At 34.5% G+C, this 16,465-nt stretch carries 15 protein-coding genes; 10 read left to right on the plus strand and 5 right to left on the minus strand.

All coding sequences use genetic code 11. The features are described 5' to 3' along the window. Positions 1 to 99: 99 nt before the first annotated feature. From ACYSNW_RS04410 to ACYSNW_RS04425, 4 genes are read left to right on the plus strand one after another with little or no spacing between them, the layout of a single operon-like run. On the plus strand, positions 100 to 714 hold the full coding sequence (locus ACYSNW_RS04410) for a KpsF/GutQ family sugar-phosphate isomerase (RefSeq protein ID WP_461743243.1): 615 nt from the start codon (positions 100 to 102) through the stop codon (positions 712 to 714). Between the two features lie 9 nt (positions 715 to 723). Continuing rightward, positions 724 to 1,617, plus strand: coding sequence for a 4-hydroxy-tetrahydrodipicolinate synthase (dapA, locus tag ACYSNW_RS04415; RefSeq protein WP_461743244.1), 894 nt, complete (start codon positions 724 to 726; stop codon positions 1,615 to 1,617). A gap of 19 nt (positions 1,618 to 1,636) precedes the next feature. Continuing rightward, a complete protein-coding gene (locus ACYSNW_RS04420; protein ID WP_461743245.1) occupies positions 1,637 to 2,263 on the plus strand; it encodes a beta/alpha barrel domain-containing protein in 627 nt (208 codons plus the stop codon). 49 nt (positions 2,264 to 2,312) lie between these two features. Further along, a complete protein-coding gene (locus tag ACYSNW_RS04425) occupies positions 2,313 to 4,376 on the plus strand; it encodes a BglG family transcription antiterminator (protein WP_461743246.1) in 2,064 nt (687 codons plus the stop codon). A 93-nt stretch (positions 4,377 to 4,469) separates the two neighbouring features. Here ACYSNW_RS04425 and yidA read toward each other — a convergent pair whose 3' ends face one another. The 4 genes from yidA to ACYSNW_RS04445 all read right to left on the minus strand — a co-directional run bounded on the left by yidA (position 4,470) and on the right by ACYSNW_RS04445 (position 8,695). Beyond that, the gene (gene yidA, locus ACYSNW_RS04430; RefSeq protein WP_461743247.1) at positions 4,470 to 5,279 is read right to left on the minus strand and encodes a sugar-phosphatase; all 810 of its coding nucleotides are present in this window, start codon (positions 5,277 to 5,279) and stop codon (positions 4,470 to 4,472) included. A gap of 21 nt (positions 5,280 to 5,300) precedes the next feature. Next, positions 5,301 to 6,665, minus strand: a complete 1,365-nt coding sequence (locus ACYSNW_RS04435) for an HD domain-containing protein (protein ID WP_461743248.1) — start codon at positions 6,663 to 6,665, stop codon at positions 5,301 to 5,303. Positions 6,666 to 7,485: 820 nt separating this feature from the next. Continuing rightward, positions 7,486 to 8,337: a lipoate--protein ligase family protein gene (locus tag ACYSNW_RS04440; protein WP_461743249.1), complete on the minus strand. Its 852-nt coding sequence runs from the start codon at positions 8,335 to 8,337 to the stop codon at positions 7,486 to 7,488. Beyond that, positions 8,330 to 8,695, minus strand: coding sequence for a hypothetical protein (locus ACYSNW_RS04445; protein ID WP_461743250.1), 366 nt, complete (start codon positions 8,693 to 8,695; stop codon positions 8,330 to 8,332). Before ACYSNW_RS04445 ends, ACYSNW_RS04440 begins: the two co-directional genes overlap by 8 nt. A gap of 182 nt (positions 8,696 to 8,877) precedes the next feature. Here ACYSNW_RS04445 and ACYSNW_RS04450 point away from each other — a divergent pair, with 182 nt between their 5' ends. From ACYSNW_RS04450 to rpoE, 5 genes are all read left to right on the plus strand, one after another. Beyond that, positions 8,878 to 9,876 (plus strand): thiamine pyrophosphate-dependent dehydrogenase E1 component subunit alpha, encoded by a 999-nt coding sequence (locus ACYSNW_RS04450; RefSeq protein WP_461743251.1) that lies wholly within the window; start codon positions 8,878 to 8,880, stop codon positions 9,874 to 9,876. Next, a complete protein-coding gene (locus ACYSNW_RS04455; protein ID WP_461743252.1) occupies positions 9,873 to 10,868 on the plus strand; it encodes an alpha-ketoacid dehydrogenase subunit beta in 996 nt (331 codons plus the stop codon). The genes ACYSNW_RS04450 and ACYSNW_RS04455 overlap by 4 nt, the downstream gene beginning before the upstream one ends. Beyond that, a complete protein-coding gene (locus ACYSNW_RS04460; RefSeq protein ID WP_461743253.1) occupies positions 10,855 to 11,796 on the plus strand; it encodes a sugar-binding transcriptional regulator in 942 nt (313 codons plus the stop codon). Before ACYSNW_RS04455 ends, ACYSNW_RS04460 begins: the two co-directional genes overlap by 14 nt. Before the next feature lie 17 nt (positions 11,797 to 11,813). Continuing rightward, positions 11,814 to 12,248, plus strand: coding sequence for a YwiB family protein (locus ACYSNW_RS04465; RefSeq protein ID WP_461743254.1), 435 nt, complete (start codon positions 11,814 to 11,816; stop codon positions 12,246 to 12,248). Between the two features lie 74 nt (positions 12,249 to 12,322). After that, on the plus strand, positions 12,323 to 12,934 hold the full coding sequence (gene rpoE, locus ACYSNW_RS04470) for a DNA-directed RNA polymerase subunit delta (RefSeq protein WP_461743255.1): 612 nt from the start codon (positions 12,323 to 12,325) through the stop codon (positions 12,932 to 12,934). Positions 12,935 to 13,084: 150 nt separating this feature from the next. Here the strand turns inward: rpoE and ACYSNW_RS04475 are convergent, their stop codons facing one another. Further along, complete coding sequence (locus ACYSNW_RS04475; protein ID WP_461743256.1) at positions 13,085 to 14,380, minus strand: ISL3 family transposase; 1,296 nt, start codon at positions 14,378 to 14,380, stop codon at positions 13,085 to 13,087. Positions 14,381 to 14,799: 419 nt separating this feature from the next. Here ACYSNW_RS04475 and ACYSNW_RS04480 point away from each other — a divergent pair, with 419 nt between their 5' ends. Continuing rightward, complete coding sequence (locus ACYSNW_RS04480; protein ID WP_461743257.1) at positions 14,800 to 16,401, plus strand: CTP synthase; 1,602 nt, start codon at positions 14,800 to 14,802, stop codon at positions 16,399 to 16,401. Positions 16,402 to 16,465 lie beyond the last annotated feature (64 nt).

Consider the following 16,465-nt stretch of genomic DNA (forward strand, 5'->3'; position numbering starts at 1 on the left):
GAAATCATAGCATTAAAAGGTTTTTCAATTCTATGATTTCCACTTGCCTTTTTAGTCTGACTATTAATAGATTCTATAAAATTAATCAGGAGGAATAGGATGAGTGAACAACAAACAAAAAGAATTTTAACCACATTTTGTACTAATACATCAGAAGAGCTTGAAAAATTTATGCGAACGATTTCTGTTGATGCCTTACAAAAAGCAAAAAATTTGATTATTGAATCAGAAAAAATAGGTGGTCGTGTTCATGTTACAGGTATAGGGAAACCAGGTCATGTTGCTGAATATATGGCTTCCCTATTTTCATCTACAGGAACCCCTGCTTATTTTTTAGACGGAACTGAAGCTATTCATGGTTCAGCAGGACAGGTTCGATCTAATGATGTGGTTATTTCAATATCCAATAGCGGTGAAACTGAAGAACTGATTAAAACGGTACAAACATTGAAAAATAATGGCGCTAAAATTATCTCGGTTACTGGAGCAGAAAATTCGTGGTTATCTCAAAATAGTGATTGTTTTCTATTTGCTGGAGTGGATAAAGAAGGGGATTCTCTAAATAAACCGCCACGTGCATCAATTTTAGCTGAACTGTTGATTTTACAGTCCCTAAGTGTTTTACTGCAAGAAGAAAAAAAATTAACGCCCAACGAGTATGTAAAATGGCATCCTGGCGGATCTTTAGGAAAATCGATCAATAATCAAAAGTGAGGAATGAATATGGAAGTTAAAGGATTAATTACAGCAATGGTAACCCCATTTGATGCAAAAGGAAAAATAAATGTAGAGGCAACCAAACAATTGGTTAATAAATTAATTGGGAAAAAAATTGACGGTTTATTTATTCTTGGTACAAATGGAGAATTCCATGTACTTACTATAAAAGAAAAACTTGAATTTGCTGAAATAGTGATCAACGAAACAGCGGGTCGAGTCCCAGTTTATGTAGGAACGGGTGGAAATAGTACAGATCATGTTATTGAATTATCAAAGGAAATGAGTTTGCTTGGTGCAGATGCTTTATCAGTTATTACACCTTATTTTGTGACACCAACGGAGGAAGAATTGAAACGACATTATTGGATGATTGCAGATGCGGTATCAGTTCCGATTATGTTATACAATATTCCCAAAAATACTGGAATTAATATTAGTTTAAGTACTGTTGACTATTTAGCAGATCATGAAAATATTATTGGGATTAAAGATAGTAGTGGAGATTTAACAAATATGAAAGAGTATATTGAGAAGACAAAAGATAAAGCGTTTAATGTCCTATCTGGCTCTGACTCATTAATTTTAGAGGGGTTGAAGATTGGAGCAAAAGGAGCAGTCGCAGCTACATCCAATGTACTAACCACAATTGATGGCTCAATCATAAATTATTTTAATGAAGGAAATATTGAAGCTGCTCAAGTCAGTCAAGCGAGCATTGAAGAATTTAGACGTGTTTTAAAATTTGGTACAATTCCTTCAGTTTTGAAAGAAGCTATTTGTTTAGAAGGAATCAATGTCGGACAAGCGAGATTGCCTGTCAGTCAGCTGTCAATTGAACATAAAAAAGAAATTAAAACAGTTATTGAAAATTACCGAAACTTATTTAGTGATTTATAAACTCGAAAGGTGGAAAAAGATGTTTAAAAATGATATTTTAAATCGAATTGAAAAAACAAAAATTATGGCTATCGTTCGAGTAGAAACAAAAGACCGTGCCCTTGAAATTGCTCAAGGCTGTTTAGAAGGTGGGGTAGATTGTTTAGAAATCAGTTATACACTTTCTAACGCAGGAGAGATGATTCAATTTTTAAGCGAATCCTATGGTGATCAACTATTGATTGGTGCGGGAACTATTTTAGACAGTGAAACCGCTCGTCTAGCGATTTTAGCAGGGGCTAAATTTGTCATTGCACCTAATTATTCAGAAGATGTAGCAAAATTATGCAATCGATATCAAATTCCTTACATGCCGGGTTGTACAAGTGTGACCGAAGCGATTACTGCAATTGAAAATGGTGCTGCTATGGTAAAAGCTTTTCCGATTTCTAATTATTATGGTCCAAGTTTAGTATCAACCTTTAAAACACCATTACCATATTTACCTGTGATGTCGTCAGGCGGAGCAACAATCGAAAATATTGATGAATGGTTAGATGCTGGAGTCGATTGTATCGGGATTGGAACATTATTAACAAAAGGTTCCAAAGAAATGATCACTGAAAATGCTAGAAAGTTGACGGAAATCATCGCTGCTCGCTTATAATAGACAAGTAATTAGACTCATTCAAACGTAGGGAGATGAAGTTGACGTTATGATAGATGAACGGTCAAGAATTGTAATGAAACGTTTAGTTGAACGACAAATTCATGAGATAAAAGATTTAGAAAATCAGACGAATTTGAGTCGCAGACAATTGGATTATACTTTGGAAAAGATAAATGAAGAGTTAGAGCAAGAAGCCGTTCAAAAAATAGTGATTGAAAATAATCGACTAGTTTTAAAAAATAATACCAAAGACCAATTGATTGATCTATTAGTTGATAAATCAATGACCAAAAATTACGTGATGAATGCTTCTGAACGGCTCAAATACTTGTATTTATTAATGTTTTATTATGTAGATGACTATCTTTCAATCAATCATTTTATTGACGCTTTTGGTGTGGGGAAAACCACTATTTTAAATGATTTAAAAAGCCTAGCCGTTCAACTTGAAACGTTTGATATTTCAATTTCTTATTCTAGAAAAAGTGGGTATCATTTATCTGGAGATGAAGCAGAAATTCGTTACTTTTTAATGAAAATGATTATTTTTGATACAGCTGAAAATAATACAACTTTTATTTATGATTATTTTATTCAGAAAAATCAACTAAATGATTTTGATGAAACTAAAAAAGTTGTTCTACATTTTTGTTTAAGTTATAACATTTCATTTGTGGAAAATCGGTTAAGAGAATTCATTTATACGTTTATTTTCTTGAAGCAGCGTCTCTACCAAACGACGACTGTCTTTGAAAATAAATACAATCAATCGATATTGATTACCATGAAAGAATTCCAGTTTTCGCGGGCTTTGTTAACTGAATATAAAATTGATGATTATTCAGCTGCGATTTATCTTTGTGCTTGGATTTTAGGATTATCATTAGGTGATCCAGATCCAGTGACAAAAGATTTTGAAACCATTATGGAATTAGTTAAACGAATTTTAATTCGTTTTGAGACAATTTCAGGCATTCGCTTTAACAATAGGGATGTTGTAATTCATCAATTATACGCTCATTTTAGACCTGCCTATTATCGCTTATATTTCAGGCTTCCGATTGTTAATCCGTTACACAAAAAAATTCGCACAGAATATTCGGATCTTTATAATATTGTGGAAGAGACGTTAAAACCGATTTCTTCTTTATTTGATCATAATGTTCCAGAAGATGAGGTTGCCTTCTTAACAATGCATTTCGCTTCTTTGTGCTCACGTTTCGACGAATATACAATTCCACAAAAAGTCGCTTTGATTGTTTGTCCAAATGGTATTGGAAGTTCCTCTATTGTCTATACGGAATTAAAAAATTTATTTCCAGAATTTTCTTTTTTAGGTCCAGTAGAAACAAAAGGGATTGCTGCGCTTGAAAATTCATACGATTTGATTTTTTCAACAGTTCCAAATATTCGGCTCTTTTATACTAAAAAACCAGTTTATGTGGTTAGTCCAATTATGAATACGAGTGAAAAATATCGATTAATCAGTGACGTATACAGTCAAATTGGTACGCTAAACTTTAAATTGCCTAGTGTAGCAAAAATTTTAGAGATTGTTGCGAAACATACGGCAATTACTGATTCTCTTTCCTTGGAAAATGAATTATATGATTATTTGATTCATAAGCAAGAGGACGAGCAACGAGGGGATGAAGGGCCTTCTTTGTTTGAAATTACAGAGCCAGATTTGATTCAGTTAAATGTTCGAGCAAATAATTGGGAGGAAGCGATTCGAATTTCTGCTGCGCCGCTACTAAGAAAGGGTAAGATAACTCGAAGTTACATTGAGACAATTATTGAAACAGCAAAAGTGGAAGGCGCATATATGGTAATTACTAAACATGTTGCTTTACCACATGCGAGGCCAATTGATGGAGTTAATGAATTAGGGATTAGTATTGCGACACTTAGTGTTCCGATCGTTTTTGGCAATAAGGAGAACGACCCGGTAAAATATATTTTTTGTTTAGCAGCTACAGAAGAAAATCGCCATTTAAATGCAATGGCGGAACTAGTGCAACTTTTAGATGATTCCCAATTTTATCATTTGCTTGATAGTAGTAAAGATCCAAAGCAAATTTATGATTACTTGAAAATGAAACTGGCGTAAAAAATCGATATCGTTATGCAAAAGAACCTCACTGCAAAACGTTGAATCAAAAAACGTTTTGCTGCGAGGTATACATGATTTTTATTATTTGATTTAAGCTAAATATTTGTTGATTACGACTGCAACACCGTCTTCATCATTTGTTGTGGTGATTTCATTAGCAATATTTTTTACATTTGCTGTAGCATTTCCCATTGCTACACCCACACCTGCATATTCAATCATAGAAATATCATTTTCATTATCACCAATTGCCATTGTTTCTGATTGATCAATTCCTAAATGATTTGCTAAACGAGCGAGAGCATTTCCTTTGCTAACTTCTTTGTTAAGAATTTCGAAAAAGAAATCCGAGCTTTTAACCGTTGTATATTTTTCTTTAAAACTAGCTGGAATTTTAGTGATTGCTTCATCTAAAATCGCTGGTTCATCAATAAACATCATTTTGATAATACTCATATCAGGGGTCATTTCATCGATGGTACGATATTTTAAAGGCATATCTACTAAGAAAGCCTCATAAACGGAGTATTTACTAATATCACGATTCGCAGTATAAAGAGCATGTTCATCTGTTGTGTGTAAATGTGTACCGATTTTGCGTGACATAAATTCAATGTCCAAGAAATCTTCATAACTTAAGGTATATTTTGAGATGACTTCTTTTGATTTCGTTGCCTGAACAAGCGAACCATTGTAAGTGATGACATAATCATTGTCTCCGTACAAATTTAATTCTTTTAGTTGCTCAGTCACACCCAATAAAGGTCTACCTGTACATAAAACAATAGAAACGCCTTGGCTATTTGCTTTTTTTATTGTTTCTTTAACTTTAGGACTGATTTGATGAGCAGAATTAAGTAAGGTTCCATCAATATCGATTGCTACTAATTTGATTGACATAGTTTCCTCCTAAAAATCCAATTACTTTATATTTTCGACTAATGCCCCATTATGAATATGAGCTGCAAATTCACGATAGGTATCATCAAATAAATCATAATGGTGTTGTTGCGTTGGGTCAACCATTTCTTTTGGAAAATAAAAACGTTCGTCTCCTTGACTTTGACCAGCAAGAGCGGAAACTAATGGACTAACTTTTGATAATTCAATCAATGTTCCGTCTTTTTGCATGATTTCTATTTGTGTTCGGTGACTATTTTTTTCAGGTCGATAGAAATCGTAAGGTAAGTCAAAACTTGAATTGATTGCTGTATAGTATTTTGTATTAAAACCAACTTTTTCAATCAGAGATTTTAGATAATGAATCAATGGCGCGTTCTCATTACCAGAAAAAGTTGCCGATTTTAATGGTTTTCTAAATAAAAAGCGGTTTGATAAGTCACTAAGAATCGAATCAGGTAAATCAATCCATTGAGTAAAGTAGGTATTCAAAACACCATCATCTAATTTTAAGTATTCATCAAGTGTGAAATGACCATTAAAAAAAGGCGTTAGGAATTGGGCGTTTAAATCTTGTGTTTCCTTAGAATAATGGTAGAGTTCTTTTGCTCGATGAAGTAGATGGTCTAAAATAACTTCCATCCCACGAGAAACAGGATGAAAATATACTTGTACATACATTTGATAACGACTAACAATATAATCTTCAACTGCATGCATCCCATTCATCGCAAAAGCAATCCCACCTCTGTACGGTCGAATAACCCTTAAAATCCTTGTTAAATCAAAAGTACCGTATTCTGTACCAGTAAAGTATGCATCTCTCAATAGATAATCCATACGGTCAGCATCAATTTGACTAGAAATCATTTGGACAACTTGTGGATTAGGATATTCTTTAGTAATTACACTAGCAACTTTAAACGGAAAATCTTCTGAGACACGATTTAAAATCTGAAATACTTCAGTTTGTGGTGAGGTAATAATTTCAACTGTTAATTCTTCATGGTTTGTTTTAAAAATTTGTTCAAATGTATGGGAATAGGGACCGTGTCCAATATCATGAAGCAAGGCTGCACATAGGGCAACCAAACGTTCATCATCGTTCCACCCATCCTCATTTAGTTTTTCACAAGAATAGTTTCTTTGGAAAATATCGCAAATTCGTCTAGTGATTTCATAGACACCTAAGGAATGAGAGAAACGACTATGTTCTGCCCCATGAAAAGTAAAGGAGGACGTACCGAGTTGTTTGATTCTTCTCAAACGTTGTACTTCTGCTGAATTAATCAAGTCTAAAATTACTTGATGTTGAACATGGATATAATTATGCACAGGATCTCTAAAGACTTTTTCAATAGGCAATAATTGATTTTTGTATAACATGAATAGCACGACCTCCTATCTATAGTATTTTTTTATTAACGTTTAACGAATAGTGGATGAGACAAAAGTAAAGACCACGTTTGATTGATTTCTTAAAACCGAACAAACGGCAGAAAACAATCAGAATCTCGGCAATTTCCAAACCATCATTCATTGCCAAGAACGCAATAACTGCTAGTTCGTCCAATTGCTCGATTTTAAGCGATTGTTTTATGACCTGAATAAACGGCAGAAAACAATCAGAATCTCGGCAATTTCCAAACCATCATTCATTGCCAAGAACGCAATAACTGCTAGTTCGTCCAATTGCTCGATTCTAAGCGATTGTTTTATGACCTGAATAAACGGCAGAAAACAATCAGAATCTCGGCAATTTCCAAACCATCATTCATTGCCAAGAACGCAATAACTGCTAGTTCGTCCAATTGCTCGATTTTAAGCGATTGTTTTATGACCTGAATAAACGGCAGAAAACAATCAGAATCTCGGCAATTTCCAAACCATCATTCATTGCCAAGAACGCAATAACTGCTAGTTCGTCCAATTGCTCGATTCTAAACGATTGTTTTATGACCTGATAAACGGTGGTGCAAAAGTACGCTACGCTTCGATCACAACAATTTCTAAGAGCTAAAGCTCTAAGAATTAAAGGCTTCAGAAACAATCAGCCAGTCATACAACTGGCAATCTCAACTAAGAAAGTGAATCGCTCACTTTCTTATAAAATAAGCCGAAATTGTTGTAAAACACAGAGAATGAAATGAGCTGAGGTTGCACAATACTTACTCGGTTCTCAAAGCTAATCGCTTTTGTCCCAATCTCATTCAATAAGCTCATTTCTTTGTACCATTCGGTCAAATTGTCTTTTTTTCTCATTTTTAAACCAATCACGACTGATTTCCTTTAATAGAGTAGTTGTGTCCAGTGACTCATGATTAATCTGATCAATTGCATTTTTTAAACGATTTTTAACTTCAGCAATAGTAAGTGTTGTGTGTAAAAGATCTTCCAAATTCGCCATGCTATCTGGATCAACTGCTGGATAGCCGTTTTCTCCAAATTGAGCGCCTAAACTATCTTTATAAAAAGCCTTAACCGTTTCGCCACGGGCAAATTGATTTCCAGTAATACTCAAATAAATCATAACAGCTAAACCATTTTTTACACGACGCTGAGCGATACCAGCGAATTTTTTCCCGTTAATACTTAAATCATAAGTTCCAGGACAATAAGATGTTGGAATTTCGAAGGCTTCGATTTTTATTGGGAAATCTTGGAAAGCAAGTTTAATCCACTCTAGCATAAGAAGATAGGCATGATCGATTGAATGTTTATGATCTTCTGAATTAGGAAGAATAAGTGATACGTTCAAAATGCCTGAATCGGCAATCACACCTAAACCGCCAGCATTACGGACAACCACATCATAATGATTATTTTTTAACGAAAGTAATCCTTTTTTTAAATCAAGGACACGTGTATCCTTCATTCCTAAAATCATTGTCTGACTAAGTTGCCAAAAATGAAGAATGATTTTTTTTTGGTTTCCTGCTAGTTCTGTAAAAATATCTGTCAGAATAAAAGGATCAAAATGTTGTTGAGCAGTTAATACACCTTGATCAACTAAATAAATAGACTGTTCAGCTGAAACAAGTTTTTTGAAATCATTCATCATATTCATCCTCATGATTATGCTTTGATCGCAACACATAATCTTTAACTTCTTTATTCATTTGATTATATTCGCTTGTGAAACGAACGGGCTTACTAATGATCCTCATTGGCATAGTGGATAGAAATTTATTGAAATCTTGTCGTGCTTCTTCAGATAAGCGACCAGGTTTTGAAATTAATCGTTCATATAAATAATGATAAAACTGGTTCATTGCATCAATATCAATGCTCATTCGGTTATGACAACTTTCACATTCAATATTTGAAATGATTTTGTCCATGTATTCAATATCATGAAGTGTTTCCTTTTGACAATGCATGCAAAAAAGCATCGCTTCTTCATCGTGAAATAACATCTGTTCCACCTCCATTTTCTATTATATACGATTTGATTAGAAAAAAATGCTTGTGTTGACTGATTTCTGGAAAAATTTTATAAAAAAGAGAAAGTTTTGATTAATTCTTGCTATAAATAGTTGAAAAAGCTAAAATGTTTACATATGATTTAGTAGCGAACAAATGTAAAGGGGATAGTAATGTGAACCAAAAAATAGAGAATGTGCCAACTTCGAATTCTTTAAATCTGATAGAATCATTAAAGCAAATGTGGCGCATTCGTGCTTTTGAAGAAAAACTTCAAGCGTTATTTGACGAAGGAGCGCTCTATGGAACTATGCATTTATGTATTGGTCAAGAAGCAACTGCCGTGGGAAGTGCGAGTGCTTTAAAAGAAACAGATCTAATCATTTCAACTCATAGAAATCATGGTCATTGTATTGCAAAGGGAACCGATATTCGTAGTATGATGGCTGAAATGTTAGGCAAAAAAACAGGAACCAATGAAGGAAAGGGCGGCAGTATGCATATTGCTGATTTATCCGTTGGTAATTTAGGCTCTAATGGTATTGTAGGTGCAGGGTTTCCCATTGCAGCTGGCGCAGCATTAACCGCTCAAATGGAAGAGACTGGTCAAGTTGTTCTTTGTTATGCAGGTGATGGCGCTACAAATGAAGGGAGTTTCCATGAAGCCCTTAACTTAGCTGCAATCTGGAACTTACCTGTGGTTTACTTTATTGAAAATAATCAATACGGAATGAGTAGTTCTATTAAAGAAATGGTGGCGATTGAAAAATTATCTGATCGCGGTTCCAGCTATGGCATTGAAGGAATTACAATTGATGGTAATGATCTTGCGTTAGTTTCTTCGACAGTAGCTTATGCTGTTGAAAAAGCGCGTAATAATCAAGGTCCTACGCTAATTGAAGCCTTAACGTATCGTCACAAAGGACATTCGAAATCCGATTCACTTTTGTATCGTTCAGAAAAGGAATGTCAAAATTGGCAAGAAAATAATGATCCTATTTATCGACTAGAGGCGCAGTTGATTGATCAAGGAATTATGACAGAATCTGATTTTCGAGTGCTAGAACAATCCTTACGTCAAGAAATTGAGGATATTGCTGAAAGTGTTCAGTTAGATGATACTCCGGCGGAAGAAGAGTTATTCAATCATGTTTATGCGGAGGATGCTAAATGAGAGAAATAAGTTATTTACAGGCCATTAATGAAGCGTTAGATGAAGCCTTAGCTGCGGATCCGAAAGTTTTTTTATTGGGAGAAGATATTGGCATCTATGGTGGTGGATTTGGAGCAACGAAAGGCTTGCAAGAAAAATATGGTGAATCTCGTGTTAGAGATACACCAATTTCAGAGAGCGGAATCACAGGAATTGCAGTAGGTGCTGCGATGACTGGGATGCGTCCAATTATGGAATTGCAATTTTCAGATTTTATTACAGTAGCAATAGATCAACTAGTGAATCAAGCCGCCAAAATTCATTATATGTATGCTGGAAAAGCAAGTGTACCAATGGTAATGAGAACGGCAGGCGGTTCTGGAACAGGGGCAGGAGCTCAACATTCTCAAAGTTTAGAAAATTGGCTGGCTCATATTCCTGGTCTTAAAGTGATTCAGCCGTCTAATGCCTATGATGCCAAAGGTTTGTTGCATGCTGCGATTACAGATAACAATCCAGTGATGTTTTATGAACACAAATTACTTTATAAAACAAAAATGTCTGTTCCAGAAGATTCATATGTGCTACCAATCGGAAAAGCGGATATTAAGCGTCAAGGTGCGGATATTACAATTGTAGCTACTGGAATTATGGTTGCCAAAGCAATTGAAGCTGCTAACTTATTGCAAAAAGAAAATATTTCTATAGAAGTCGTTGATCCAAGAACATTAGTCCCTTTGGATACAGAAACGATTTTGTCTTCTGTTCGAAAAACTAAACGAGTGATTATCGTAACAGAAGCGGTGAAAAACAGCGGTTTTAGTGGTGAATTAGCAGCGATTATTGCAGAAGATAAGATTATGACAGAACTAAAGAAACCAATCGCTCGATTAGGCGGAGCATTTGTCCCAATGCCAGCTGAAAAACATTTAGAATACTTAGCAATTCCCCAAGTCGAAACGTTGGTTGAAACAGCCCGCAAATTGATGAGTGTAACTAATGAAGACAAGTGAAAATCATCGTAAAATGTTGAAAATTGTTACAATGTATTATGAGCAAGGACTTACTCAATCGGAAGTTGCTAAAAAAATGGGTATTTCACGTCCAGTCGTTTCTAAAATTTTACAACAAGCAAAAGAAACAGGGGTCGTCTCTATTTCTATAAAGGATGAATCAGCGTATACAACTAATTTAGCTCTCCAAATAGAAAGAAAGTATGATTTAAAAGAGGTAATTGTTGTTCCTTCAAAAGAAACGGAGGATAGTCGACGAACCCAACAAGTTGTTAGCCAAGCTGCTGCTTACTATCTTAATGAACAATTAAAACAAGAAATGAAAATTGGCTTATCTTGGGGAACGACGTTAGCTGATATGATTGAAGCGATTCCTTATTCTTCTTTTCCACAAATAGAGGTTTGTCCTTTAGTCGGGGGTGTCTCAAATGAACATCTTTATTTTGATACAAACCACTTAGTTTTTCAGTTAGCAGAAAAAATGAATAGCCGCTGTCGTTATTTTTACGCACCAGCACTAGCTGAGTCGATTGAACTTGCTGAAATATTAGCTAAAACTAAACTGATTGGAACGGCTATTGAGGCTGCTAAAAAAGTTGATTTGGCTATTATTGGAGTAGGGAATCCGAATGAACACTCTACCTGGAGACAACTGGGGTACATGGATGAACAAGATATGAAAATCATTGCCAATACGAAAGTCAAAGGAGATGCGGTAGCGTCCTTATTTGACAAAAATGGCAAAACAGTGAACAATGAGATTAGTAAAAGAATGCTTGGAATCAAAGTAGAAGATTTAACAGAAATTCCTGATGTGATGATTATTGGCTCAGGACAAGAAAAAGCAGCGAGTATTTTACCATTATTGATTGGTCATTGCTGTTCGATTCTTGTCGTTGATCAACTACTAGCTGAAGCGTTAATATAAATAAAGGAGTATTTCTGATGGACTTATCACAAGGAACGACTGTTTCGATTCAATTAAAAACAATAGTGAGTCAAGAAGACGAAAAAAAAGAATTTTTCTTTGATTTGACTGGTCAAATCGTTAAAATGGGAGATACTCTTTATATTCGTTATAAAGAAGAATTAGAGGAAGGTAGTCCTGCGGCTGTTACGATTAAGGTAGAACCAGATGGGAAAATTCAATTAATTCGAGCTGGAGAATTAAGGATGCGCTTGAAATTTGGGTACCAAGAACGGTTAGAAACAACCTATAAAACGCCGTATGGCTTATTTCAAATTACTACATTCACAAAAAATTTACGTTTTAGTTTGAAAGATCAACCTGTTTCTGGTTCAATCTTGATTGACTATGATTTGTTTTCTCAAAATGAAAAAATCGGTGAATATCATTTAGAATTAGAATTTACCGCTTAAATTTTAAGAATTAATTGATTTTTTCGGCAGGTTTTTGTATGATAAAGAGTAGACTGTGAAAGGACGTGTACCGTTTGGAAATTAATGCATTTGATGGGTTAAATAAAGCTGAATTATCCATGATTGAAGTTGCACATGCAATTTTAGAACAACGTGAAGATGTGATGGACTTCTCTGATTTAGTAAACCAAATTCAAAACTATCTTGGGAAATCTGACAGCGAAATTCGTGATTCCTTGGCCCAATTTTATACTGATTTAAATATTGATGGAAGTTTTATCTCATTAGGAGATAATCGCTGGGGCTTACGTTCATGGTATCCAATCGATTCTATTGATGAAGAAGTTACTCATGGTTTAGAAGATGACGAGGAAGATAAACCACGTCGCAGAAAACGTAAGAAAGTCAATGCATTTATTATTGATGCAAATGATGAAGACGTGATTGATTACAATGACGATGATCCAGAAGACGCTGAATTAACAGAAGATGATGAAATGTATGAAGATGATGACGATGAAGATGAAGAAATCAAAGCATACAATTCTGACTTGCAAGAAATCGGCGCTGATAGTGATGATGAAGAGGAAGAATTGCCAGGTATCGAAGAGGACTTAACCATTATTGATGACGATGATGTTGATGACGATGAGTATGATGATGAATACTTGGATGAAGAAGAATAAGTTTTTTACTAAAATGAGAAATTAATTTAAGAGTCAACCATTTTAAACAAGAGAATCTATATAAAAATGGCTCTTTGTCAACTAGGACTGATAAGCAAGATTAATTGAAAATCAGAATGGAGGAACGACTCTTTCATTCTGATTTTTTTGTTATGTTATCTCAATCAAACCGTTAATCAGAAAAATTCGTATTTTCATGTTCTCAAATGATTTAAATCCATAGGAAATGCGCTTAAGGGTTTTAATATGTGTATTTTTTGCTTCTAATTTACCGTTAGAGTATGGATAAATCATGGCATTGCGAATCCCTTCTTCAAACTTAAAAAGGGTTTGTAGTTTCTTTCGAAACTCATCATCTAAAGTAGTTGGAAGCTCGTTAAGTAATGTAAAAAATTCATCAGGATCTTTTGTTCTAAACGTATCAGTCAAGTTGTGAAAACTATCGTAGGCTTCTTTTAAAGGTTTAGAATAGTCTAATAAGCGATAAATCATCATAGCTTCAGTTAAGTAAGGATATTTAGGGGAGCGAAAGCTCCTCCAGCTTTTATATTCAGAGTGAGTAATGTTCATTCTATTTTTAGTAAGAAAACGCCAATTGGCTTTGATTTTTCGATAGGCTTCAAGGTGATACTCCTGCTTTAATCGCTTCATTTCTCTTATACGAAAGTCTTGAAATGCTTTATTTAAATGTTTAATGATATGGAAGCGATCAACGACTAATTGTGCATTTGGGAACACGTGCTTGAGTAGTTGGAAATAAGCGGCGTTCATATCGGTCACTAGAAATTCGACCTTTTCTGTAGTAGAAAATTGTTTAAAGTGAGTGGTTAACTTTGATAATTTTCTAGAAGGTAGGATATCGATTAATTGTCCCGTTTCACCATCCGCACAGATAAAACTCATTTTGTCTTCAGCACTAGCATGTGAACGGAATTCATCGACCATTAAGACTCTAGGAAGAGTCGTTTTTCTTGTATTAGGTAAATAAGTTTTGAGTTCTTTCAATATACGAATAACAGTAGTAATCGAAATATTGGCTAATTTTGCGATAAAGGTAAGAGAAACCTTTTCTTTGAGCAAGGCAATGACCTTGAATCTGACCTGATTAGCAATCGATTGTTTCGGTCGTATAAAGTAACTTTGGGCAGTCCAATGAGTGCGACAATTTTTACAGGTAACTCGTTGTTTTTTTAGTTTCATAATTGTCGGCATATGGTTGTATTGCTCAAGTCTTACTGTAACTAACTTTTTTCCATTCTTGACAATTCTTTTTTTTCCTTGCGAATCATAGCTAGTAGAACCGCAATTTTTACAGATACAAGGTGCAGAAGATAAACTGGCATGGATTACTAAAGTTTTTTGTTTATGGAAGGTTTCGTAAGAAACATCATCAATTACTAGATTTTTATCTGTAATTCTTAGCATTTTTTTGATATCATTTGACATAGAGCATATCGTCCTCTCTGTTTGTTTTTTGTCGTAGATTAATCATACATGAGAACGATATGTTTTTTTTACTTAATATGAAAAATGGGACTGAAGAATCATTTCTGATTCATCAGTCCCATAAATTATAGAGCCATAAAAATCAGCTGATTGATTGTTATATAGTTTGTCTTGTTTTTTCTCCCATTTTATTTTGTCTGTAAAATGAATAGAATACTAATTTATTTTTTTCTTTCAATAGAAACACTTGACCTGAATCTCATTTGCTTGTATTATACTACTTGGGCACCTTTGAACAGGTCAGAAGTTTTAAGTTGAATTCCAGCTCCCTATTCATTTTGGATAGGGGCTTTTTCTTTTTTTATAGAAAAAGGAACTTCTCTCTAAAAATATATTATAGGAAAGGGTTTTTTTATATTATGACAAAATACATCTTTGTTACAGGTGGCGTGGTTTCATCCATCGGAAAAGGAATCGTCGCAGCATCATTAGGACGTTTATTGAAAAATCGAGGCTTAAAAGTAACGATTCAAAAATTTGATCCCTATATCAATGTGGATCCAGGAACGATGAGTCCATATCAACACGGAGAAGTGTTTGTCACAGATGATGGTGCCGAAACAGACTTGGATTTAGGACATTATGAGCGTTTTATCGATATTAATTTAAACAAATACTCAAATGTTACGACAGGTAAAATTTATTCTGAAGTATTGAGAAAAGAAAGAAAAGGGGAATATTTAGGCGCAACAGTCCAAGTAATTCCTCATATTACAAATGAAATCAAAGAAAAAATCATGCGTGCAGCGAAAATGACAGATTCAGATATCATTATCACTGAAGTGGGTGGAACCGTAGGAGATATCGAATCCTTGCCATTTTTAGAAGCTCTAAGACAAATGAAAGCTGATGTTGGTGCGGATAATGTCATGTATATTCATACAACGTTAATTCCTTATCTAAAAGCTGCGGGTGAAATGAAGACTAAACCAACGCAACATAGTGTAAAAGAGTTACGTAGTTTAGGAATTCAGCCAAACATTTTAGTTGTTCGTACTGAATTACCTGTTTCTCAAGGAACTAAAAATAAATTGGCTCAATTCTGTGATGTAGCGCCTGAAGCAGTAATTGAATCTCGTGATGTGGAAACATTGTATTCTATTCCATTAGCGCTTCAAGCTCAAAATATGGATCAAATTGTCTGTGATCATTTGAAATTAGATGTGCCTGTTGCGGATATGACAGAATGGCGTGCGTTAGAAGAAAAAGTATTGAGTCTTAAAAATAAAACTAAAATTGCTCTTGTTGGAAAATATGTTGAGTTACCAGATGCATATCTTTCAGTTGTTGAAGCATTAAAACACGCTGGATTTGCCTTTGATTCAGATATTGATATTGATTGGATTGATTCTCAAAAATTGACTGCTGAAAATGTAGCAAGCATTTTAGGGGATGCAGATGGCATTTTAGTTCCTGGTGGCTTTGGTGATCGAGGAATTGAAGGGAAAATCGAAGCTATTCGTTTTGCTCGTGAAAATGATGTGCCTTTCTTAGGTATTTGTTTAGGAATGCAAATGGCTTGTGTTGAATTTGCTCGCAATGTAGTAGGGTTAGAAGATGCAGGCTCTGCTGAAAATAATCCTGAAATTACCAATAATATTATCGATTTAATGGCAGATCAAGAAAATATTGAAAACCTTGGGGGAACGTTACGTTTAGGATTATATCCATGTAAAATTAAGAAAAATACAACGACGGCTGAAGCTTATTTAGGAGAAGAAGTCGTTCAAGAACGTCATCGTCATCGCTATGAGTTCAATAACAAATACCGTCAATTATTTGAAGATAATGGTCTAGTCTTTTCAGGTGTTTCACCAGATAATCGTTTAGTCGAGATTGTTGAACTTCCAGAGAAAAAATTCTTTGTCGGTTGTCAATTCCATCCAGAATTAATCTCTAGACCAAATCGTCCGCAAAGACTAATTAAAGGTTTTGTTGGTGCAGCTTTAGCGAATCAATAATTGAACTTGTCTAAGAGTTTAGCCAAAAATTTAAGTAAGAATGATAATAATTTTGTTTTAGCTT

Source organism: Enterococcus sp. LJL99 (genome assembly GCF_054871725.1).